Annotated in this window: 19 protein-coding genes; 9 read left to right on the forward strand and 10 right to left on the reverse strand. The window is 57.7% G+C overall.

Annotated features, from left to right (window positions below; translation table 11 throughout):
* From EPO09_RS21375 to EPO09_RS21400, 6 genes are all read right to left on the reverse strand, one after another.
* The coding region (locus EPO09_RS21375; protein ID WP_290646492.1) for a hypothetical protein at positions 1-262 on the reverse strand (262 nt) is incomplete at its 3' end.
* Between the two features lie 69 nt (positions 263-331).
* The gene (locus EPO09_RS21380) at positions 332-1,762 is read right to left on the reverse strand and encodes a DUF3138 family protein (protein WP_290646493.1); all 1,431 of its coding nucleotides are present in this window, start codon (positions 1,760-1,762) and stop codon (positions 332-334) included.
* A 69-nt stretch (positions 1,763-1,831) separates the two neighbouring features.
* Positions 1,832-2,695: an ABC transporter permease subunit gene (locus EPO09_RS21385; protein WP_290646495.1), complete on the reverse strand. Its 864-nt coding sequence runs from the start codon at positions 2,693-2,695 to the stop codon at positions 1,832-1,834.
* The gene (locus EPO09_RS21390; RefSeq protein WP_290646497.1) at positions 2,692-3,615 is read right to left on the reverse strand and encodes an ABC transporter permease; all 924 of its coding nucleotides are present in this window, start codon (positions 3,613-3,615) and stop codon (positions 2,692-2,694) included. Before EPO09_RS21390 ends, EPO09_RS21385 begins: the two co-directional genes overlap by 4 nt.
* 12 nt (positions 3,616-3,627) lie before the next feature.
* Positions 3,628-4,764 (reverse strand): ABC transporter ATP-binding protein, encoded by a 1,137-nt coding sequence (locus tag EPO09_RS21395; protein WP_290646499.1) that lies wholly within the window; start codon positions 4,762-4,764, stop codon positions 3,628-3,630.
* A 33-nt stretch (positions 4,765-4,797) separates the two neighbouring features.
* The gene (locus tag EPO09_RS21400; RefSeq protein WP_367200099.1) at positions 4,798-5,850 is read right to left on the reverse strand and encodes a polyamine ABC transporter substrate-binding protein; all 1,053 of its coding nucleotides are present in this window, start codon (positions 5,848-5,850) and stop codon (positions 4,798-4,800) included.
* Positions 5,851-6,189: 339 nt separating this feature from the next.
* Here EPO09_RS21400 and EPO09_RS21405 point away from each other — a divergent pair, with 339 nt between their 5' ends.
* Positions 6,190-7,191 (forward strand): PEP-CTERM sorting domain-containing protein, encoded by a 1,002-nt coding sequence (locus tag EPO09_RS21405; protein ID WP_290646503.1) that lies wholly within the window; start codon positions 6,190-6,192, stop codon positions 7,189-7,191.
* 41 nt (positions 7,192-7,232) lie between these two features.
* On the opposite strand, the gene EPO09_RS21410 is transcribed toward EPO09_RS21405, so the two are convergent.
* Genes EPO09_RS21410 through EPO09_RS21420 form a run of 3 tightly spaced genes read right to left on the reverse strand, consistent with a single transcriptional unit; the run spans position 7,233 to position 10,963 of the window.
* Positions 7,233-8,633, reverse strand: coding sequence for an aspartate aminotransferase family protein (locus tag EPO09_RS21410; RefSeq protein ID WP_290646505.1), 1,401 nt, complete (start codon positions 8,631-8,633; stop codon positions 7,233-7,235).
* A gap of 60 nt (positions 8,634-8,693) precedes the next feature.
* Positions 8,694-10,061 carry a glutamine synthetase family protein gene (locus EPO09_RS21415; RefSeq protein WP_290646507.1) on the reverse strand — a complete coding sequence of 456 codons (1,368 nt, stop codon included), beginning with the start codon at positions 10,059-10,061 and terminating at the stop codon, positions 8,694-8,696.
* A gap of 35 nt (positions 10,062-10,096) precedes the next feature.
* On the reverse strand, positions 10,097-10,963 hold the full coding sequence (locus tag EPO09_RS21420; RefSeq protein WP_290646509.1) for a gamma-glutamyl-gamma-aminobutyrate hydrolase family protein: 867 nt from the start codon (positions 10,961-10,963) through the stop codon (positions 10,097-10,099).
* A 262-nt stretch (positions 10,964-11,225) separates the two neighbouring features.
* On the opposite strand from EPO09_RS21420, the gene EPO09_RS21425 reads away from it, so the two are divergent.
* The 8 genes from EPO09_RS21425 (at position 11,226) to EPO09_RS21460 (ending at position 21,275) form a co-directional block, all read left to right on the forward strand.
* Entirely contained in the window at positions 11,226-14,534 is a 3,309-nt protein-coding gene (locus EPO09_RS21425; protein WP_290646511.1) for a type VI secretion system Vgr family protein, read from the forward strand.
* Positions 14,535-14,551: 17 nt separating this feature from the next.
* A complete protein-coding gene (locus EPO09_RS21430; protein ID WP_290646513.1) occupies positions 14,552-15,163 on the forward strand; it encodes a hypothetical protein in 612 nt (203 codons plus the stop codon).
* The gene (locus tag EPO09_RS21435) at positions 15,160-15,831 is read left to right on the forward strand and encodes a hypothetical protein (protein ID WP_290646515.1); all 672 of its coding nucleotides are present in this window, start codon (positions 15,160-15,162) and stop codon (positions 15,829-15,831) included. Before EPO09_RS21430 ends, EPO09_RS21435 begins: the two co-directional genes overlap by 4 nt.
* 2 nt (positions 15,832-15,833) lie before the next feature.
* Positions 15,834-17,486 carry a hypothetical protein gene (locus tag EPO09_RS21440; protein WP_290646517.1) on the forward strand — a complete coding sequence of 551 codons (1,653 nt, stop codon included), beginning with the start codon at positions 15,834-15,836 and terminating at the stop codon, positions 17,484-17,486.
* Complete coding sequence (locus EPO09_RS21445) at positions 17,483-18,517, forward strand: hypothetical protein (protein WP_290646519.1); 1,035 nt, start codon at positions 17,483-17,485, stop codon at positions 18,515-18,517. The genes EPO09_RS21440 and EPO09_RS21445 overlap by 4 nt, the downstream gene beginning before the upstream one ends.
* A 282-nt stretch (positions 18,518-18,799) precedes the next feature.
* On the forward strand, positions 18,800-19,750 hold the full coding sequence (locus EPO09_RS21450; protein WP_290646521.1) for a DUF4424 family protein: 951 nt from the start codon (positions 18,800-18,802) through the stop codon (positions 19,748-19,750).
* 3 nt (positions 19,751-19,753) lie between these two features.
* On the forward strand, positions 19,754-20,377 hold the full coding sequence (locus EPO09_RS21455; RefSeq protein ID WP_290646523.1) for a hypothetical protein: 624 nt from the start codon (positions 19,754-19,756) through the stop codon (positions 20,375-20,377).
* Between the two features lies 1 nt (position 20,378).
* The gene (locus tag EPO09_RS21460) at positions 20,379-21,275 is read left to right on the forward strand and encodes a hypothetical protein (protein WP_290646525.1); all 897 of its coding nucleotides are present in this window, start codon (positions 20,379-20,381) and stop codon (positions 21,273-21,275) included.
* A 144-nt stretch (positions 21,276-21,419) separates the two neighbouring features.
* Here the strand turns inward: EPO09_RS21460 and infA are convergent, their stop codons facing one another.
* Positions 21,420-21,677, reverse strand: a complete 258-nt coding sequence (gene infA, locus EPO09_RS21465; RefSeq protein ID WP_290646526.1) for a translation initiation factor IF-1 — start codon at positions 21,675-21,677, stop codon at positions 21,420-21,422.
* Positions 21,678-21,930 lie beyond the last annotated feature (253 nt).

The raw sequence follows: 21,930 nt of genomic DNA on the forward strand, positions 1-21,930 counted from the left end.
TCCGATCTAAGCCGATGTCAATCCCTTCGGACTTCAGCAACAAAGCCAGATCAGCGCCATGCAACTCAGCGGTGTAGAACACCAGCGTGAAAGCCTGAAAGCCTATGAAGCAAATCGGCAGCAAAGGCGACCACAGTCTGACAAGGCGACTGAATTCCTCCAACCGCTTGCTGCGATAGGCCTGCTGCAGATGCCCCGGGATGGGCGCGAGCCAGGGCCGCTGCTGCAGCAGCTGATCCAGGTCGCCTTGCGTGTCGGACATGGATGACTCCTCACGCCTTCACGCGCGACACGTCGTGCCACGCGCAACGGGACAAGCGCACCTCGGCAATCAGAAGCTGACCACCACAGCGGTGCTCAGCAACTGGTTGTTCTTCTTGTAATCGCCAGACTTGGTATCCAGGAAGACAGGGCCACTGGCCCAGTCATAACGGTACTCCAGCTTGAACACGGTGCTCAAGTTGAATGCGTAGTTCATGCCCAGCGTCAAAGCCGAGCGATCGACGCCCTTGTTGGCGTTTGCCAAGGTCACACCGTCATCCTGATAGACCTGTGCCGGGCCGATACCGTTGTGATTGTCGAAGCTGGAGTAGGTCAGCAGGCCACCACCGTTCTTGCTATTGAAGATGTGATCGATACGGACAACGCCCTCCAGGCGCGGGTCAAACTTGTAGGCAACCAGGGCAGACAAACCTGACCACAGAGCGTTGCGGAATGCCCCTGCATCATCATTCGCCGCCGTGATCGAAGCATCCTTCTGACGCCCCCAGCTGGCTTGCCCCTGTACCGTCCAATCACCACGAATGAAGTAGGCATCGAACTCGAACAGGTCCACGCGAGAACTGGAGCTATATGGCAACCCCGTATCTGGATTGACCACCAAGTCACCGTTGACATCGAAGGCTTTGCCGTTATGCGCCTTGCCGTGTACCCCCGCAAAACCAAAGCCCTCGAACTCCCCCTTGGCGTAGTCCACACGGTAAGCCAGCACGGGCGTCTTCTCGTTGGCGTCGCGCTTGCTGGCGTTCATGTTGGCCAGCAGACCCTTGACGATCCACTTGTCGCGGGTCAGCTCCAGGCCGGCACCGGTATAGGCCGTAGGCAGCGTCAGATCAAACAGCAGGTTGTGCGTGACCAGCTTGTTGAGCGTGGGCTGCAGGTACTCGTAACCCGACCAGTCCGGAATATGGCCCGCAATGAAGCGCGTCTGCAGATCGGTCAAGGGAATGGACACCGAGGCTTCATGCAGGATGGAGGCGCTGCCCTCCGACACGGCCTGCGTGCCGCGTTGCGGTGACAGTGTCAGGCGCCAGCGCGAACCACCGTCGGTTTCCTTGACGAAGTCGATGGCGGCGGTCCCCATATAGGAGTCATCGTAGAAGTAGCCGCCGTTGCTGACCGGATTCAGGAATTGAAAACCAGCCTGATGACGACGCTGGTTGTAAATGTAGGTCGGGTCCATATAGCCGCTGACCTTCAAGCCCTTGAACCCCAGCATGTCGCGCGAGTCTTCCAGCGCCTCGGCCTTGACGGCGATGCGGTTGAAATCCTGCTGCTGATCAGGTGTCATGCCCGGCGCTGGCACGTCGGCTTGCTTGCCCGCTTGTGCTTCGATTTTCTTTTCCAGCTCGCTCACGCGGGCCTTCAAGGCGCGCAGCTCGTTGAGCAGATCCTGATTGGTGTCAGCCATGGCCGGCGCGGGAAACGCGGCGCAGACGGCCAAGGCCACGGGCAGAAGGGACCAGGTCAGTTTGTGCTTCATCTTGCTGTGCTCCTTGTATCAAATGCGAATTGCTTGTCTTGTATCTGTCGCCTCAGTTCGAGACAGGCTTCAGGCCGCCCGTGCCGCCTGCGCCATTTCCTGTGACCGACGCCGCTCGGCGCGCGCGAGCATGTAGCTGCCACCCACCACCGCGATCGACACGACGGCGATCACGACTGTGGCCACGGCGTTCACGCTGGGATCCACGCCCAATCGCGCACGCGAGAAGATCACCAACGGCAAGGTGGTCGAGCCCGGCCCGGACAGGAAGGCGGCCAGCACCACGTCGTCCAACGACAGCGTGAAGGTCAGCAACCAGGCTGAGGCCATGGACTGCGCAATCATGGGCAAGGTGATCAGAAAGAAGACCTGCAAGGGCCGCGCGCCCAGATCCTGGGCGGCCTCTTCCAACTGAGGGTTCAAATCCTGCAGGCGCGCCTGGATCACCACCGTGGCATAGGCCATGCCCACCAGCAAGTGCCCCAGCCAGATCGTCATCATGCCGCGCTCGGGATAGCCCAAGGCACGCTGCATCGACACCAGCATCAACAACAAGGACAGACCGATGATGACTTCCGGCATGACCAGCGGCGCATTGATCATGCCGACCATCAAGGTGCGGCCGCCAAAGCGCTTGAACTTGGCCAGCGCCCAGGCCGCCAGGGTGCCCAGCACCACAGCCGATGAGGCCGTGCAGAACGCGATCTTCAGGGACAGCCACAAGCCACTGAGCACTTCGTCGTCATGCACCAGCTTGCTGAACCACTGCAAGGTGAAGCCACCCCACACCGTAGGCAAAGGCGAGTTGTTGAAGGAGTAAGCCACCAGCGCCACGATGGGCAGATAGAGGAAAGCAAACCCGGCGGTCAGCCAGGCCCGCGCAATCCATTGCCCACGCCGCTGGTATGCCGGGATCACAGCCGGCTTGCTCATCGGTGCGCCTCCTGATCGGCCTGCGCCTTGTTGAACAGCGCCAATGGCACCAGGATCAACAAGATCATCACAACCGCCACGCTGGAGGCCATGGGCCAGTCGTTGTTGGCAAAGAACTCGTCCCACAGCACGCGGCCGATCATCAGGGTCTGCGGCCCGCCCAGCAACTCCGGGATCACGAACTCGCCCACACAAGGGATGAACACCAGCATGGAACCAGCCACGATACCGGCGCGAGACAGCGGCACCGTCACCTTCCAGAAAGCGGTCCAGGGTGTCGCCCCCAGATCAGATGCGGCTTCCAGCAAGCGCATGTCCATCTTCGACAGGTTGGCATACAGCGGCAGGATCATGAAGGGCAGATAGGTATAGACCATGCCCAGAACCAGCGAGAACGGCGTGTTCATGTACTGCCCTGGCCCGGGGATCAGGTTGACGGCGATCAGCAGTTGATCGATGTGCAGGGCATCCAGCGCCGATGCCACCCACCCGCCTTCCGTCAGCAGGCCCTTCCACGCATAGACGCGCAGCAGGAAGGAGGTCCAGAACGGCAGCATCACCATCATCAGCAAGGCGGGCTGCACAGCCTTGGCCGCACGCGCCATGAAGTAGGCGAAGGGATAGCCGACCAGCAGGCACAGGGCTGTCGTGATGCCGGCGTACTTCAGGCTGGCCAGGTAGGCCTTGAAGTAGAGATCATCCTGCGTGATGAACAGGTAGTTGCCAAGCTTGACGCGCAACTGCAGGATGCCATCCGTCCAGGTGATCAGATCCTTGAAGACCACTGTTTCCATCTCGGAAACACTGATCTTCACAACGATCAAAAAGGGCAGCATGAAGAACAGCAGCAGCCACAGGTAAGGCACGCCGATCACCGTGCGGCCAGACCAGCTCAGTTTTGGCTTGCGGATGGTGCCCATGCCCGGCCCGCCTTACTGGATCAGCACCACGTGGGCCGAAGGCAGCCACCAGGCGTAGGCCTCGTCGTCCCAGCTCAGGCTGTCATCGGGGTGGCGCTCGGTGTTGCTCTGCGTGACCTTGAGGATGGCACCACTGGGCAACTGCAGGTGGTAGAGCGTGTCACTGCCAAAATAGACCATGTCCTTCACCCGGCCCTTGACCTGGTTGAAGGGCGCAGGCGCCATGTCTTCTTCCTGCTCGGGCGGCTTGCGCGAGATACGGATCTTTTCTGGCCTCAAGGCCACGGTCACGGGCATGCCTGTGTGCCCGGTGATGCCGTGCCCCACCCAGTGGCGCACATCCGGGCAGGTGATCTCGACGTGCGCGGCCTCGTCGACTTCCAGCTCGCCATCCATCAGGTTGACATTGCCGATGAAGTCCGCCACGAAGCGGGTGGAGGGCGTCTCGTAGATCTCGCGTGGTGTGCCCACCTGCTGGATACGGCCCTCGCTCATGACACCGATGCGGCTGGCCATGGCCATGGCCTCTTCCTGATCGTGCGTGACCATCACGCAGGTCACGCCCACGGACTCGATGATGTTGACCAGCTCGATCTGGGTTTCTTCGCGCAGCTTCTTGTCCAGTGCGCCCAGGGGCTCATCCAGCAAGAGCAGCTTGGGCTGCTTGGCCAGGCTGCGTGCCAGGGCCACGCGCTGCTGCTGCCCACCCGACAATTGATGAGGCTTGCGCCTGGCGAACTTGCCCAGTTGCACCAGCTTGAGCATGGCCTCAACCCGCATCGCCACGTCATCTTTGGGCAAGCCCTCACGACGCAGACCGAACGCGATGTTGTCCCACACGCTGAGGTGCGGGAACAGCGCGTACGACTGGAACATCATGTTGATAGGGCGTTGATACGGTGCCAGTTGAGCCTGGTCCTGCCCACCAAGCATGATGCGCCCCGAAGTCGGCAGGTCGAAACCACCCAGCATGCGCAGCAGCGAGGTCTTGCCGCAACCCGAAGGCCCCAGCAAGGCAAAGATCTCGCCCTTGTGAATGTCCAGCGAAATGCCATCGACCGCGCGAAACACGCTGCCGTCCTGACCAGCAAAATCCTTGATCAGCTTGTCAATGCGCAGGAAAGCTTCAGCCTGATCGCCCTCACCCATGCCTTGTCGCCTCCCTGTGCAGACCGTAGCGGCTTACAGGCCGGTCTTGAACGAGGTGTAGATGCGCGTCATCTGACGACGGATGTCGTTGTTGAGCGCATCAGGCTGGGCCATCTTCTTCATCTCGGACTCGGGCGGGAACACGGCCGGGTCATTGGCGATTTCAGGTTTGACAAACTTGCGCGCTGCCAGATTGGGATTGGCGTAGAACACCTTGTTGGTCAAGGACGCGTGCACCTCGGGGCGCATGATGTAGTTCATCCACAGGTGCGCGTTCTCGGGGTGTGGGGCATCGGCCGGGATCACCATGGTGTCCATGAAGACCACGCCGCCCGTCTTGGGTGTCAAGGTCTTGATGTTCTGGCCGGTCTTGCCCTCAATCGCGCGATTCTTGGCGATGTTGATGTCACCCGAATAACCGAAGGCTGCGCAGATCGAACCATTGGCCAGATCGTTGATGTAGCCGGTGGAGCTGAACAGCGTCACATAAGGGCGGATAGCCTTGAGCACAGGTGGCACGGCCTGGTAGTCGGCGATGTTCTTGCTGTAAGCGGGGCGGCCCAGGTAATGCAGGGCAGCCGGCACCACTTCGGTGGCCGAATCCAGGAAGGACACGCCGCAGCTCTTCAAGCGGCTGATGTACTCGGGCTTGAAGACCAGGTCCCAGGCGTTGTCCGGCATGGGCAGATCACCCAGGGCCGCCTTGACCTTGTCCACGTTGATGCCGACCGTGGTGTACCCCCACATCCAGTTGACCATGTACTGGTTGCCTGGATCGAGGCGGGCCAGTTGGGCCATGATGGCTGGGTCGATGTTCTTCAGGTTGGGCAGCTTGGACTTGTCCACCTTCTGCAGCAAGCCACCATCGGCCTGCATCTTGGCCCAGTAGGACGAGGGCACGATGATGTCGTAACCCGTCTTGCCGGCCACCAGCTTGGCGTGCACGATTTCGTTGGAATCGAACACGTCGTAGCGCACCTTGATGCCGTACTCCTTTTCGAAGTTGGCGACCGTGTCTGGCGCAATGTAGTTGGACCAGTTGTAGACGTTGAGCACCTTTTCTTCATCGGCATGGGCCGTGCCCATCGCCGTCAGTGCCAGCACCGTGGCGGCGCACAACGGTTTCAAAAAGGTCTTCACAGTCATCCTAGCGCTCATGGTGTCCAGCTCCTTGAAGTCGTTGGTATTGTCTGCGCATCTTGAACCGAAGTCCAAGCTGATTGCCCCAGGCTTACGCGCGCAGGATCGTATCCCTGAAGCAATTGTTGCGCCAAAAGAACGTTGACAAGAGCGGCCTGAGGCGCCTCATGAACGGCGCCCATTCTTCAAAGTCCCGCGCAGGCAAGTTCGACTCTTGTCATAAAATACACCCCCTCCCAGTACGTTGTTGCTGCGAGCAGATCAAACCAAACACCAGGGATCACCATGAAACACTTCCATGACGCGCTGCCACGCGTGGCTGCTGCCTGCGCGGTGCTGTTGGGCACGGCATCCTGCGACACATGGGCGCAACTCGCCCCGACATCCCCCTCGACCACGGCCTCCGTTCTGACCTCCTTCCCGGACGGTCAACTCAACCATTGGTATGTCTCGCAATCCAGCACGATCGTCGGCGTGGCCGGCGAGTCTGCAGGCGATGACGCTCAAATGGACAATGCCTTTCTGGGCCTGGCCAAACAAAGCATGGCGTCAGTCGCCGGCGAATATGACACCGCATCGGCGTTTGCTGCCGTAGGCGCAACAACGTTGAAGGCTGCAGCCTTTTCAACGACGAGTGATTCGTTTGCTGGCCTCCACTCGATGTCCTACGCCATCGCCGGACTGAGTTACGTCGCCGTCATGGACCAACCAGGCACCGTGACGATGGACCTCCATCTGTCGGGTTTGCTGTACTCGCGCAGTCTGGGCGCCACGGCCGCCATGAATGTCGTGGCCATTGGCTCCGGCGTAGACGACGGCACCCTCGCGAGCCTTGATCTGGCCAGCAACAACCAGGATCTCGATCCGCTGCAGACCATTCGCCTGCTGCCACAGATCAATGAGGCGCACGCTCAGGTCTTCAACGCCATCCACGACGATGCTTTCGACGGCACCTGGACATTCGACAAGAATTTTTCTGTCTCAGCCGAAGGCCAGGCATTCGCTTGCCCGGAAGTGGGGGCAGGCAGAGCCTATTGCGGCAAATACCTTTATGCCTTCAGCCTGGGCCTGGCGACGGCCACGTTGAACAACGCCGATGCCGATTTCGCGCACACATTGACCGTCACCGGATTGCAGCTTCCCGAAGGCGCGACACTGACGTTTGAGAGCGGTGCAGCGATCCCCGTCAGCACCAGCGCTGTACCTGAGGCATCCACCCTTGCCATGAGCCTGATCGGCCTGTGCCTGCTGGCTGGTGTCACAACCCGCCGACGCCAACGAGCCTGATCGGATCGATCACCAAACAGTATCAGCCGCCTTGCCTGGCGTCAAATCCAGCCTCTGGCCTGAAGGTCAGCCCAGGTCAGGTCCAGGCAGTGCCGGATCACGGCCATCAGCTCATCCACCTGGGCGCGCGTCATCACCAGGGGCGGCGCGATGATCATCCGGTCGCCCACGGCCCGCATGATCAGCCCATTGCCAAAGCAATGACCGCGGCAGACCATGCCCACCGATTTGTCTGACGCGAACGCTTCGGCAGGTTGATCGCCTTGCGCCTTGCGCCTCACCAGCCGGATCGCGCCCATCAATCCACATGTCTCGGCCTCGCCCACCAGGGGATGCGCAGCCAGGGCCGCAAATTGCGCCGCCAGATACGGGCCGGTGTCATCGTGCACACGCTGCACCAGGCCCTGTTCTTCGATCAGTTGCAGGTTGGCCAGGGCCACGGCGCAAGCCACCGGGTGGCCGCTGTAGGTGTAGCCGTGCGCAAACTCGCCGCCCTGCTCGATCAGGACCTTGGCCACACGCTCGCCTACCAACACACCGCCCAGCGGGATGTAGCCCGATGTCACGCCCTTGGCAAAGGTGATGAGGTCAGGCTTGTAGCCAAAGCGCTCGCAGCCGAACCAGTGGCCCGTGCGCCCGAAGCCGCAGATCACCTCATCAGATACGAGCAGGATGCCGTATTGATCGCAGATGCGCTGGATCTCGGGCCAATAGGTGTCGGGCGGGATGATGACGCCGCCCGCGCCCTGCACAGGCTCGCCGATGAAGGCAGCCACCTTGTCAGAGCCCACCTCCAGGATCTTGGCTTCCAGCCAGGAAGCTGCGCGCTTGCCGAAGTCGTCCTTGCTTTCACCGGGGCGGCCGTGCTGCGCGTAGTAGGGCTGGTCGATGTGGGTGATGCCGGGAATCGGCAGACCGCCTTGGGCGTGCATGTCCGTCATGCCGCCCAGGGAGGCGCCCGCCATGGTCGAGCCGTGATACGCGTTGAAGCGGCTGATGATGGTGTGGCGCTGAGGCTGACCGAGCAGATCCCAATAGCGGCGTACCAGGCGCACGATGGTGTCATTGCCTTCCGAGCCAGATCCCGTGAAGAACACATGCTCGAAGCCTGGCGGGCTGAGCTGGGCCAGCTTGTGCGCCAGCGCGATGGCGGGTGGCGTGGTCGTCTGGAAAAAGGAGTTGTAAAACGGCAGTGTGGTGAGCTGCTGCGTGGCCGCGTCGATCAAGGCCTTCTGGCCGTAACCCACGTTCACGCACCACAGGCCGCTCATGGCATCAAACAGCTTGAGGCCCTCGCTGTCCCACAGGTAGATATTGTCTGCCTTGGTGATGATGCGGCTGCCTTTGGCGGCCAGGGCTTTGAAGTCGGTGAAGGGGTGCAGGAAGTGAGCGGCGTCCATCGCCTGCCATTCGGCCGTGCTGTGTTCGAAAGTGGGGCTCATGGTGGGGTCCTTCTTGTCGTTATGCGGGTGTCTTGATCGTGGGCTTGATCTCACTCGGAATCACACATGCAGCAACAGGTGCTCGCGCTCCCAGGGCGAGATCACTTTCATGAACTCGGCATGTTCGACTTCCTTGATCTCCGTGTACACGGTGATGAAGTCCTGCCCCAGCACCTCGGCCAGATCGGCTTCGTCACGCAGCAGGTTGACGGCCTCACCCAGGCTGCGCGGCAACTGGTAATCGCCCAGGTAGGCATCGCCACGGCACTCGGGCGAAGGCTCGATCTGCTTGGTGATGCCCAGGTAGCCGCAGGCCAGGGTGGCGGCCATCGCCACATACGGGTTGGCATCCGAGCCCACCACGCGGTTTTCGATGCGGCGCGCAGCCGGCGTGGCCACGGGCGAGCGGATGCCCACCGTGCGGTTGTCCGTGCCCCACTGGATGTTGATGGGCGCGGCATTGGAGCGCACCAGGCGGCGGTAGCTGTTCACATACGGCGCGAACAGGGCCATGGCCGAAGGGATATAGCGCTGCAGGCCGCCGATGAACCAGTAGAACGCCTTGGATGGGCTGCCATCCGGGTTGCTGAAGATGTTCTGCCCGGTGGCCTTGTCCACCACACTCTGGTGGATGTGCATGGCGCTGCCTGGCTCGTTGGCCATGGGCTTGGCCATGAATGTGGCGTACATCTCATGGCGCAGCGCCGCTTCACGGATGGTGCGCTTGAAGAAGAACACCTCATCGGCCAGGCCCAGCGGGTGATCGTGGAAGAAGTTGATCTCCATCTGCCCGGCACCCACTTCGTGGATCAGGGTGTCCACGTTGAGCTCCATCTTGTCGCAGTAGTCGTAGATGTCCTCGAACAGCGGGTCGAACTCGTTGACCGCGTCGATCGAATAGGCCTGACGGGATGTTTCCGCTCTGCCGCTGCGGCCCTTCGGGGGTTTGAGCGGCATGTTTGGATCCACGCTGCGCTCGATCAGGTAGAACTCCAACTCCGGCGCCACCACGGGTGACCAGCCCAGATCGTCATACAACTGGCACACGCGCTTGAGCACGGAGCGCGGCGCGTAGGGAATCAGCTTGCCTTCGCGGTCATAACAGTCGTGGATGACCTGCGCGGTGGGGTCAGTCGCCCAGGGCACGATGCGCACAGTGGCCGGGTCGGGCTGCAGGTGCATGTCCCGATCGGTGGGGGTGATCACGTCGTAGTAAGGCCCGCTGGCCGGGAACTCACCGGTTACCCCGATGGCCACGATGCCTTCTGGCAAGCGCATGCCGCGGTCTTCGGTGAACTTCTCGCGCGGCAGGATCTTGCCGCGCGCCACGCCGGTCAGGTCAGGCACGAGACATTCGATCTCGGTGACACGCCGCTCGTTGAGCCATTGCTCCAGTTCGCTGAAGCTGCCTGGTAACTTGCTTTGCATGTCATCACCTAAGTTCTTGGTTGGACTGGGTTGAACTACCGTCTTTCGGGGTGCGGCACACGCTCGACGTAGTCTGGCGAAGCGCCCGAGGGCGACAAGCGCACAGACTGGTAAGCGGCACACGCCGATCCGAAAGCCTTGAAGATGCGTTGCGACACCGGGTTGCTGGCGGCCTGCCATTCCGGGTGCCATTGCAGGCACAGGTTGAAGCCGCCGCGCACCGATTCGGTGTCATCGGACATGGGATGCCAGGAGAAGGCCTCGACCACGCCATCGGGCGCCAGCGCCTCGATGCGCGCGCCATCAGCCAGGCGTTTGACACCTTGGCCATGCAGGCTGTTGACCATGAATTCACCGCCCTGGATCACGGGCTCGGCCATGCTCTGCAAGGCCTTGTCCAGCAAACCACCATGGATCAGCTTGACCGGATGGGCCAGGCCATATTCTTCATCCACGGGCTTGCTGCTGTCGCCGCGATGGTCCATCAGATCAGGTTCGGCGTGCACAGCCTGATGCAGGGATCCGCCCAAGGCCACGTTGACTTCCTGGAAACCCCGACAAATGCCCAGCAAGGGCATGCCACGGCGCAAGGCCAAACGGATCATGGGCAAGGTCCACGCGTCACGTTCGGGATCAAGCGGCAGGGATTCGTCCAGCACGTCCTCGCCGAAGTGGCTGGGGTGCACATTGGAGGGCGAGCCTGTCAGCAAGATACCGCTGGCCAGATCCAGCAAAGCGGGCAACTCATCGGCTTGCGCAGCAGGCACCACCAAGGGGACACACCCAGCCATGCGCACCGCATCGATGTACTTTTTGCCCGCGACATGGAAGGGATGACGCCCGAGAATGCGCTGGCACGCGGGCACCAGCACAAGGGGCGGGTGAATCTGGTTTGCACTCATGATGCCACTCGCTGCAAACAGTGTGCCAAAGCCGTTACAAGTGTCAACGGGGGCGGACGCGCGGTGTTGTCAAAGCCGTGAAATCGGGCCGGCGACAAGTACTTGCAAGCCCTAACATTTACTTTCACATTCATGCCTCCCAGCGGGCCCCCATGCGGGGGTAGGGCTCATCCAGCCGGATCCTTTTGCGATAAGTTCCCAGGCTCGGGTGACATGGCTTCGCATGCCTTGCGCCCTATAAAGAAAATTCTGGGATGGAAGCATGACCGACCTCTCCGGCATCCAATCTGCATTGGCCGGTGCCGCGCACAACCTCATCGACAGCCTGCTGGGCGATCTGCTCAGCTTTGGGCCGAATCAGCACACCCGCCTGCTGCGCCTGCACACCCCCTTGGGCAGCGACGTGCTGCTGGCTGAACGCGCGCAGATCACCGAAGGCATTGGCCCGCGTCAAACGCAGCCCGCTTACGCCATCGACCTGCTGGCCTTGAGCACCAAGGCCGACATCCAGCCCACTGACCTCATCGGCCAACCCGTGCTGCTGGAACTGCTCACAGCCAACAGCACCACGCAATTGCGCCCCTTCCACGGCCATGTACTCGCGTTTGAACTGCTGGGCTCTGACGGAGGCTACGCCCGCTACCGCCTGCAAATTGGCGCCTGGCTGGATTTTCTGCGCCACCGCACCGATGCCTGGATCTTTCAGGACCAAAGCGTGGTCGAGATCACCGAGAGCATCTTTGCCGACTATGCCGCCCAAGGGGCCCTGCAGCCCAAATGGCGCTGGGATCTCAAGGACGCGGCCGCCTACCCCAAGCTGAGCACGCTCAGCCAGCACGCCGAGTCGGACTTCGATTTCCTGCAACGTCTGTGGGCCGCCAACGGCTTGTTCTGCTGGTTCGAGCACAGCGGCGATGCTGCTGACACCAGCACCCTGGGCAGCCACACCTTGGTGATCGCGGACCATAACGGCGCCTTCCAGCCCAATGCACAGCCACGCATTCGCTTCACGCAGGCCGGTGCCGTGATGAAAGAAGACAGCATCACGCGCTGGCATGGCGTGCGCCGCGTGGGCGCCAGCACCCTGCATACCGCCAGCTTTGATTACCGCTCGGTGAGCAACCACAGCGGCAGCGCTGATGTCGATGCCGGGCACGATCAACCCATGCCGCCGGTCCACGCCGATCAACCTGGCGCCTACGCTTTCGAAACGCCAGAAGAAGCGCAACGCCTGGCCACGGTTTACCTGCAATCGCTCGAAGCCCGCCGCAAGCAGTTCGAAGGGCGAGGCACCGTGCGCACGCTGGCGCCAGCCACCACCTTCACGCTGGCCGACCACAGCGAGCACGATCTCGACTTGCTGAACCTGGGTGGCGATACCAGCCAATTCGTTGTGCTCAATGTGGTGCACCGGGCCCGCAACAACATGAGCGCCGACGCCAAGGCCGGCTTGCAACAACTGCTGGGCGGTGCTGAACACTTGCTGGGCGGCGAACACGCGCCCGGCCAAGGCCGTGCTGCGGGCAACACCAGCACCGAGCCCCTGTACGAAGCCCGCTTCGAGGCCCAGCGTGCCGCCATTGCCGTGCGCCCCGCCCTGACGGACGACAGCGGCGCCCTGCTCCACCCCAAGCCCACCGTGTGGGGCACGCAAACCGCCTTGGTCGTGGGCCTGGATGGCCCCATCCATACCGACCGCGATGGCCGCGTCAAAGTGCAGTTTCACTGGCAGCGCGGCGCAGGCAGCAGCCACCGACTGGATCACAACGCAGGCGACAACGCCCCCGCATCAGACGCCTCCGGCACCTGGGTGCGCGTGGCACAGGATTGGGCTGGCGCCAACTGGGGCAGCGCCTTCATCCCTCGCCTGGGGCAGGAAGTGGTCATCGCCTTCGTGGAAGGCGACATCGACCGCCCCGTAGTCGTCGGCGCAGCCTACAACGGCCAGGGCAGCGACAACGCCCAAGGCAATGTGGTGGCTGGCGGCGCCGCCAATGCCACAGGCAATGCGGCAGCGTGGTTTCCCGGTTCGACCCGCCAAGGCGAGCAGGAAGGCCATGCCCACAACGCCACCTTGAGCGGCTTCAAGAGCCAGAGCCTGGATGCATCTCAAGCCGGCGGCGGCGCCTACAACCAGCTCGTGCTGGACGACACCCCAGGCCAAGGCCGCGTGCTGGCTCACACAACCCAAAGCCAGACCTGGCTGCAAATCGGCCACCTGCTGCAACAGAACGACAACCAGCGCCTGGCCCAACGTGGCCATGGCCTGGAGCTGCACACCCAGGCCTGGGGCGCCCTGCGCGCTGGCAGCGGAATGCACCTGAGCACCCATGCACGCCGTGGCGGCACCTCGTCCACGCAAGGACAGCCCACCAACACGCGAGAAGCGCAAAGCCAGTTGCAAAGCCACGCTGAATTGGTCAAGGCCCTGAGCGAGAACGCGCAAACACAACTGGCCAAGCTACCCAATGAAGCCGCACCAGACAAGCTTCCGGTGCAACTCGCCATGCAGGCTACTGTCACGGCGCTCAAGGGCACCGAATCATCCGGCGGTGAATCCGGCAACGCCAACGAGGATGGCGGCGAAGTGATCGCCATCGACGGTGGTCACGGCAGCATCCCTGCCATGGATCGGCCTGATCTGCTCCTGAGCGCCGCGGCTGACATCAGCAGCGCCACACCGGCGCACAGCGTCCTCAGCGCGGGCCAGAACACCACCGTAACCGCCGGCCAGGACACCAACCTGCTGAGCCAACGCCACGCAGCCTGGGCCGTGAAAGACGGCATCAGCCTGTTCACACGCGGCGAAGCCAAAGACGGCCAGCGCGCCGTGCAGGACGTGGGCATGAAACTGCACGCTGCCAGTGGCAATGTGAACGTGCAAGCGCAGAGCGACGCCTTCACGCTTACCGCTGAGAAGGCCGTGGACATTCAATCCACGGCAGCCAACATCACCATCAGCGCACCCGAGAAGATCCTGCTCAATGGGGGCGGGGGCTATATCAAGATCGAGGGCGGCAATATTGAAGTGGGCACCAGTGGGAATGCGAGTTTCCTGGCTTCGATGAAGGAGTTGACGGGGGGAGGGAGTGCCAGCGCCCCAACTATCGCATTTCCTCATACGGAGCACGATGGCCAACTGGCACTTCGTAGAAGCGATGGGCGAGCCTTCGCTGGCGCAAAAGTCAAAATTTACAGAGAGGACGGCTCCACCTCTGTGGCGACACTAGATAGCAGGGGGCGCATACCGCGAATCGACACGGGTACGCAAATGGAGTCTATTCAAGTGCGCCTGATAGACCACGAGACTTGGCACATCGACGAAGACTTTCAAGCGGCGTCAACCAACGCCCCCTGCTGCGCCCACGAACATGACGATGACGACGATGAACTGGTTCAGTATTTTGAAGTCGTCAACGCAAACACCGGGGAACCCATTCAAGGCATGAAATACAAGCTTTTAGATGGGGACACACCCTTGATAGATGGTGCTGTCATGCAAAGGGGGCAAACCATTCAAATGCCGATCAATCAACATCCCGACGAACTGACTATTGTCATGTGGCAATAAAGTGAACGGCCATCATCATGAGCGACAACATTGACGAACAAACAAGGTTGCTGGCCGCAACCGCATACGGCGAGGCAGGTATCAAGGATGTTGAAAACGAAATAGGCGCCATTGCTTGGGCGATCGCCAATCGCTGCCGATTGTGGAACAACTGCACCGTCAAGGAGATTTTGACCAAGGATCCACACTACGCATACGCGGCCGCAAATAGAGTTGAACGATTCCGACTCTTGATGGATGCCAGCCCGGAAAAAATAGCAACATCTAGCGGAATGTCTCTGGCCTTGATTTACGCAAAAAAGGCGCTTTCAAATACAGGCACAGACTTGGCAAACGGTGGTTTATGGTGGGATGGGAACGACTTCGGGACAAACCCGGACCATGACAAGCGCCGCAAAGGCTTCAGGTACGGCTCACCCGCACATAATATTTTCTCCGTTCCCGAAAACCCAATTGCCTGCATCACCTACTGGAAGGTCATCAACAAGAAGACTGGCCAAGAAGTCAACAGCAAAGAACGCGGCAGATACGACCACGTATATATTTCTACGGCGGCTTATGGGGAGAGCATATTCTGGAAATATGCACCCGAGTACATCAAGGCTACGGGCGCCAAGGAGTACCGATGAGAAAACTTGTACTACCCATCCTGCTAAGCGCTATTGGACAGACCACCTACGCCGAACCGCCTCACTTCAAAGATCATCAGGCCTTATACACTTATGTTGCAAAAACAGAAGGTTATATTGAAGCGTTTTCCGAGCTTGATCAACCCAAATCGAACGTAGACATCACCAGTATCCAACCAGCGTTGCCCACAACTATTTGGGGGAAGGCTTCCATCAAAGAAGATGGCGTGATCATCGGAAGCAAGAGATACGCGTTCCTGAGCGCCAAGGACTGGCCACCGTCTTCAGCGACAGGGCCATTCAAGCTTGACCTGCAACTCACAAGAGTCTTTCTTGATCAGTCTGGCAGGCGAATGTGCCTGCAATCTTCCCTTGGTGGAAATGGGGGATGGGCCAGATGGCGAAACATTGCCGTCATTGAAATAAATGCTGCAGGAAAGCCCGTCATTCACAAATGGTCCGCCATGTATGCCAGCTGCAATGGCATTTTCTTTAAAGACAAACAACTTGTCATAGGCACCCTGTGGCACCACCATTTGTCAGAAAACGACTTCACTTCCATGAAGTTGGATCTCCGCAATGCGTGGGAAGGAGTGCTCCAAGCACGATATGAGTTGAATCTATCGACTCCGGGCAATGCCTTTGACTTTGTTGCATTCAAAAAATAAACATGGCCACGACAAAAGCGAAAACACCGCCGCCACCCCCTGCGGAACACCATATACAGTTTCTCCTAACTGAACACAATACCAGCCCCATCACCGAAGGTCGGAAGTACAAGATTTCCTGGACAGACCAAGGCGAGAAAGCCTTACAAGAACAATCAGGCACATCGAATTCCAATGGGTTAACAAATTTAATCAAAACAAAGGGCCGTGTACCCATCACCTTGGAAATTGCACCACCTGACAGCTCAGACTGCAAGGTCGTTGGCACCGCATTTTCCAAACCGCTGGACATCAAGCCTACAACAAGAGTATCGCTAGGGGTAACTGCCACCACGACAACGGCACCCAAAGCCGCCAACAAGTGCGAAGTCATTGACGTACGAGAAGGTAAGCAGCGTATTCAATACGTCATCAACAACATCACGACACAGGGGAACAAGTTATTAGATTTGCCGTATCTAATAATAGACGTGGACAAATTAGAACCAATCTCAGAAAAGGCGAATGACAGCGCGCCAAAAAAAATGGCAGGCGACTCCTCACAAGTCAAAACGGTGGCAGTCAATTGTGATGGCATCAAAAATATTGGCCTGGTGCTAGGCAACGCCACAGACGATCCTGCATTTTGGAAGAAGAATGCAGACGAGCTTGTCCTCTATCGAGTAACACCAAAAGAAGATGGCCTGACGACAGTCGTGATCAAGGAAATGGCGGCCCCTCGGCAAGAAATGTTTGCCGAAGATACCAAGCCGAAGGACTTCAAAGCGACACTGTCCGGATCGGTGTGGTCAAGAATTACAAGAAAATATGACATCGCCGATGCGAAGAAAATATTGAGCGGTAAAACAAAAATTTGTACAAACAAGCCAACCACGGTTCAAATTGAGTACGCCGCAAAAAAATCAATAATCTCCGCAAATCAAGCAGCCGAACTACTGAAACAAGCAAAAAGCCCCACACAACCGAAGGAAAGGCTCACACTTGAATTCGAGTGCACCTGGGAAGAACTGCTCACCCCTATATATACAGGCGATATCTCAGACCCGCCCCCACCAGAAAACAAGATAACAAAAAAAATAGACCAAAAGACAAAGAAGGAAACGCAGACGCCGCAATACACAGACGAAGAATACAAAGAAAAGCTCAATCAACATGCGAAATCAATGTCTCAGGGGCAGGGTTACATTCACATCCCTCAACTGGACTTGACTATTCGACTGGATGGCGGCGCCACGCAAAATGCGTTCAACGTAACAGGCCTGAGCAAAGCTGATGTGTTGAAGCGAACTCATCCATACGCATACCTTGTATTGATAGAAGCGGCAAACACTCTTTCCATACATGAGTACTTATTGTCTAGCACGTGGCGCCCAATGATCGGCTCCGCATTACATAAACTTGGCGATGCGATTGACATCACAAGAATAGACAGCAAGGACTCAACAGATGGAAGCTTCTCTTATAAAGGCAGCACAACAAACGCTCTTGCCACCCGCTTCTCGGAGTTCGTGATTAATCACAGATATAGCGTGGCAAAGCAGTTATATTACATAGGTGATGCCTACAACGCATCCAGTAGTGCCGACGCAAGTCATGACGACCATTTGCACTTTACCGTAGATAGATTGAAACCGCCAGCGGATTGCGACAAATGAATGCCCTAACATTGCTAGTCACCTCGACCTCCATCTGTGCGCTAATTTCATTTAACTCCTTCGCCCAGGCGACTGAATTCGGCATATCAACAAGGGACGAAGATCGCAATTGTTACGTATTCCCAACCCTGCCCCATGTTGATCTGCTCAAAAAAATTGACCCGACCCAACCTGCCATTGAGTCGAATTTAATTTCGATCGGGAAGGATGAGCTTCCAGCCTATCAGGCCATCGCGCTAGACAAGCGCGCATGCCAACAAAATGAACTCGACTCAAATCAAAAATACATCAAGCATATAGGAAACACCTGGACGCTTGCAAGCCACTTCATTCAGGAATCAGAGCTTGACAGAATAGACACATGGAACACGCGCTATCTATTCAGATTGACCGACCCAATATATAGAGGAACAATTGAACTCAGCAAAAGGGAGCGCGAAATCGAGGCATCCCGTTCGGAAATAGATGCTTTTCAAAAGAAGAAAATTATTGCCTCAACAATAATTTTCACAAAAAATGGCGGCATATACATACCCGAAACGAAAAGCCTATGGAAAATGCAACTAACCCCTCACAACAAAATAGTTGCAATTGACCTCAGCAAAAAATACCTGCCCGTTATTCTCGACCTTACCCCTCATTGCGAACGGACACAGAGCGAAGTAATTTGCAAAATAAATGAAGGCAAAGAAACGCTGAAAGATTCAAATGCGCTCGTCGTTACAGCCACATCAAACTCACCCAAACCGGCAAAATTTGTTGTTGGCGTCGTTGGGCGAAATTACATATCCATAAATCACAGACCATTCAGTGCACACGCAACCGAAACCAGATCCGATTTGGTAATTGCGCCGACCATGACTTCACCGATACGTCCCCTTTTCTTTGAAAGAAAAGTACTGTTCACCAGTGATGCCAAGCCGAACGTGAATGGGAGATATCGCTCCTCCGACTTGCTCAACGAACGGATATGTGTCGCAGATTGCCCGAATCACATTAAATTGCAAGCAGACAGCGAACATCGCGATTGACGCGGATGCGCCATATCGCCCTCCCTGCAATTAAACAGATAGGATTTGCACCCATCGCCGTGATGGGCGCAAACACTTGGCCAACGGTGCGCAAGTTATTGCCGACCTCGGCACATGTCAACCTGAGGGCACGCGCGCTATCTACCGCTGGCCCTGAGGACCAGGGCCGATACCTAGCCTAGCCGGCCACGTCATACCACTGAGCCTTTTCCTGCCCATCAAGACATTCAGGGGCGATCCGTATAAAGTGTACCTATACTATATTTTGCCTGGAGAATCTGGATGCACATCCAACTGAGGGCACTTGGTTTTTTGGCTGTCATGCTTATCGCCTTGCCTACAGCGGCATGGGAGCATGAAGAAGGACTACCCGCCCCATCCATTCAAGCCACCTCAAAAAATGTCATCACGGCAAACTCAATCAGAAGTGAAATACATGGCCCGCATGTCAATATCACTTACGAATTGAACAATGTGAGCAACCACACAGTCGAAACGACATTAAGCACGTATTCGGAGCCATACCAATGGCAAGGCTATTCCTCCGACTACCCTAGCCTGCACTTCCCCGAATTCACCATCCGCCTGAACGGTTCGAAATTAAATAAAAACGTATCGACATATGCCTGGCTGAATGGCAAGGACATCACATCAAAACTCAAATCAGCAAGCATAGATCCTTATCTCATCAGTCTGCCAGAGGCAGCTCAGCCGACATCGACGCTCAAAAAGAAGCGTGCGTCGGCGTGGTTGATGTCGACTGCATTCCAGATACGGGAAGATATGGCCATACCAAAATGGCTCATACAGCAAAATTCCTCATGGAGCATTAAATTACCGGCGCAATCCGCTTCAATCGTTTCGATTGACTACGATGCACGGCCGGCGACCCGAGAAGTGGCTGTCAATAGCCCTGACTTTGCTTCAGTTATCTATCGACACTGCAACGAACCGACAAAAATAAAGCAAATACTAGCTTCGGATCCTGGCAGGAGCATGGATGCCGTCAGGATATCCGAATATGTTTTGCCTCTGCAATTTGGCGATGTACCACTCCCTGCCGCACAAATCAGAGTCCAAACCATACCATCGAGTAATGGTTTGGAATCCTTGGTCACACTCAGCTGCGGCCCCGAAGACGCCAGCATTGAGGGCGCGCCCAACGTGCCTTGGACGAATGCAGGGCACAAAAACATGCTGAGGATTCTATCCATTACGGCGCAAAGAAAGTAACTCATGTCGCCCACCGCCATCATCAAGAAAAATAGCAAGCTCACTCCCGTCGCGAACCAAGGCGGCGAAAAGATCACCGCCTGCTTTCCAGACTGGTTTGACAGGGCAAAGCGGTACAAGGTGATGAATGCTTCACGCATTTCAGAAAATCTGGACTTTTCCGGCGACGATCTCAATTTCTTTGCACGCGTGCTGTACGCCGAGTCTTCGGGCACAGTACGCTGCCCGGACGCGGGCACTCGGCTTGAAGAAAAGCTCGCAATAATTCACGTCACCTATTTTCGAATCAATCGAAAGGGGTACCCAAACAGCAGATATATTGCTTCCAATTTCACAGATGTCTGCAAGGCTCCCGGACAGTTCGAAACCGTATTTGCCTCCAATGCAAAATTCGACAATTCAGGCACGACACTCTGCAACAAGCTAAATGAAGCGGATTGCGCGAACCTCAACGAGTCGTTGCACGCCATCAAGTCATTCATTGAGAATGGCCCAAATTTCAATAAATACCCATACGACACCTTCCTTCAGGGGCAAGGGCGAAAAGGATGGACAAGAATCGGCGGGACCGATTTCAAATTATTTGATGGCAACAAGGAAGCCATGCAAAAGGAAATGGGAGAGTAAAGTGAGCAAGCAAGCAATACCACTAAGGCCCACAATCCTTCTGCTCACCCTGCTCATCTCCCCCTGTTTTGCGAAAAGTGCCCCGCTTAATTTAGGCAACACCGCTGTGCAAATCATCGAAAGGGATGGATCGCAAAGCGATAAACTGGTAATCAAAGCCAAGGATCGATCGTATGCGCTTGATTTGAATCGCAGCGCAGGCGTCAGAGGCGTGGCCAGCCTGACGGCTGATGGAGTCCTTATCGCAGGCCCCTATGTGCTGGATACCCGTCAAGGTAAACTGGTCAGACGCAGCCAGGAAGGTTATTTCGCAGCATCCCCGCAGCTGGATGCCCAGATTCGAGGCCAGCAAATTGCCCTTAGAGCAGGCGCTCGACATTGGCATTGCCCGCTTCCCTTCCCACCCATTGAGCCTCGCGGCATCGCCGCACGCGCCAATGTGCGCACAGGGCTAGATGTGCTTGTCTTTGGCGCCCACAAGGACAGCGAGAGCGGTATCACCGTGGTCCACCCAATGATGCTCAACTTGCTGAGTTGCCATGTCCAGCAGCCGACTAAACCGCTGGATTTTGATCACAGCATGATTGTCCCGCAAGCCAACAAAGGCGGATGGTGGGCATACAGCGTTTCTGAGCCCAAACTTGCGCTGTCATCCGATGGCATCAACTGGCGCTATCCATCACTTCCGGCTCACGTAAGATCCCTGCTATCCGCCTTTGTTGACGAGCAGGGCGCTACATGGATCGCCACCTCCGTCGTCGGGCATGACGATGACTTGCACCTGTACCGACAGGCAATGGGCTCCGAGGAATGGCTAGCGGTACAAACAGACGAAAGAAGCGTTCCGCCCGATTGGCTGGAAGGGCGCTTGCTGCTGATCAGTGATCCCCGCCCCTAACAGGCCCGACCGCCATGTCACACCGTGACGGCTTGGCAAGCCTGGCTCAAGCCAGCATGCCTTCTAGAGCATGGCCACCTTCAACGCATCAACGACAAAAAGGCCGCTGATTGCGGCCTCATTGACTCTGCGTAAACGCGCAACTCAGTGCGAATTGCGAGCAGGTGGCTGATAGCCGCTACGTTCGATATGACGGAAGGTGATGCGACCCTTGGTCAGGTCGTAAGGGGAGAGTTCCAGAGAAACCTTGTCACCCGCCAGGATGCGGATGTGGTTCTTCTTCATCTTGCCCGACGAGTACGCCACGAGTTGGTGGCCGTTCTCCAGCGTGACGCGGAAACGGGAATCAGGCAGAACTTCGTCTACCACGCCATTCATTTCGATGAGTTCTTCCTTGGCCATGGCCAACTCCATCAGATTGCTTGCTTGAGGACAGGGGCGATGCCGTCCTTCCTCAACCTGGGACGATACCGGGCGTCAAGCACGGCTGTGCTCTGAAACGGAGTATCGTAACACGCCGCTTGACCCGTCATCATCACGCGACGGCAACGATCTGGCTCAAACCACCGCCATTCAACCCGAACGTCGGTTCATCGCACTAAAAAGGTTGCGGCCAACTTCCGTCAGGCGCAAGCCACCGCCGGCCCATTCCAGC

The sequence above is a fragment of the Aquabacterium sp. genome (assembly GCF_004297345.1).
Taxonomy (GTDB): domain Bacteria; phylum Pseudomonadota; class Gammaproteobacteria; order Burkholderiales; family Burkholderiaceae_C; genus Aquabacterium.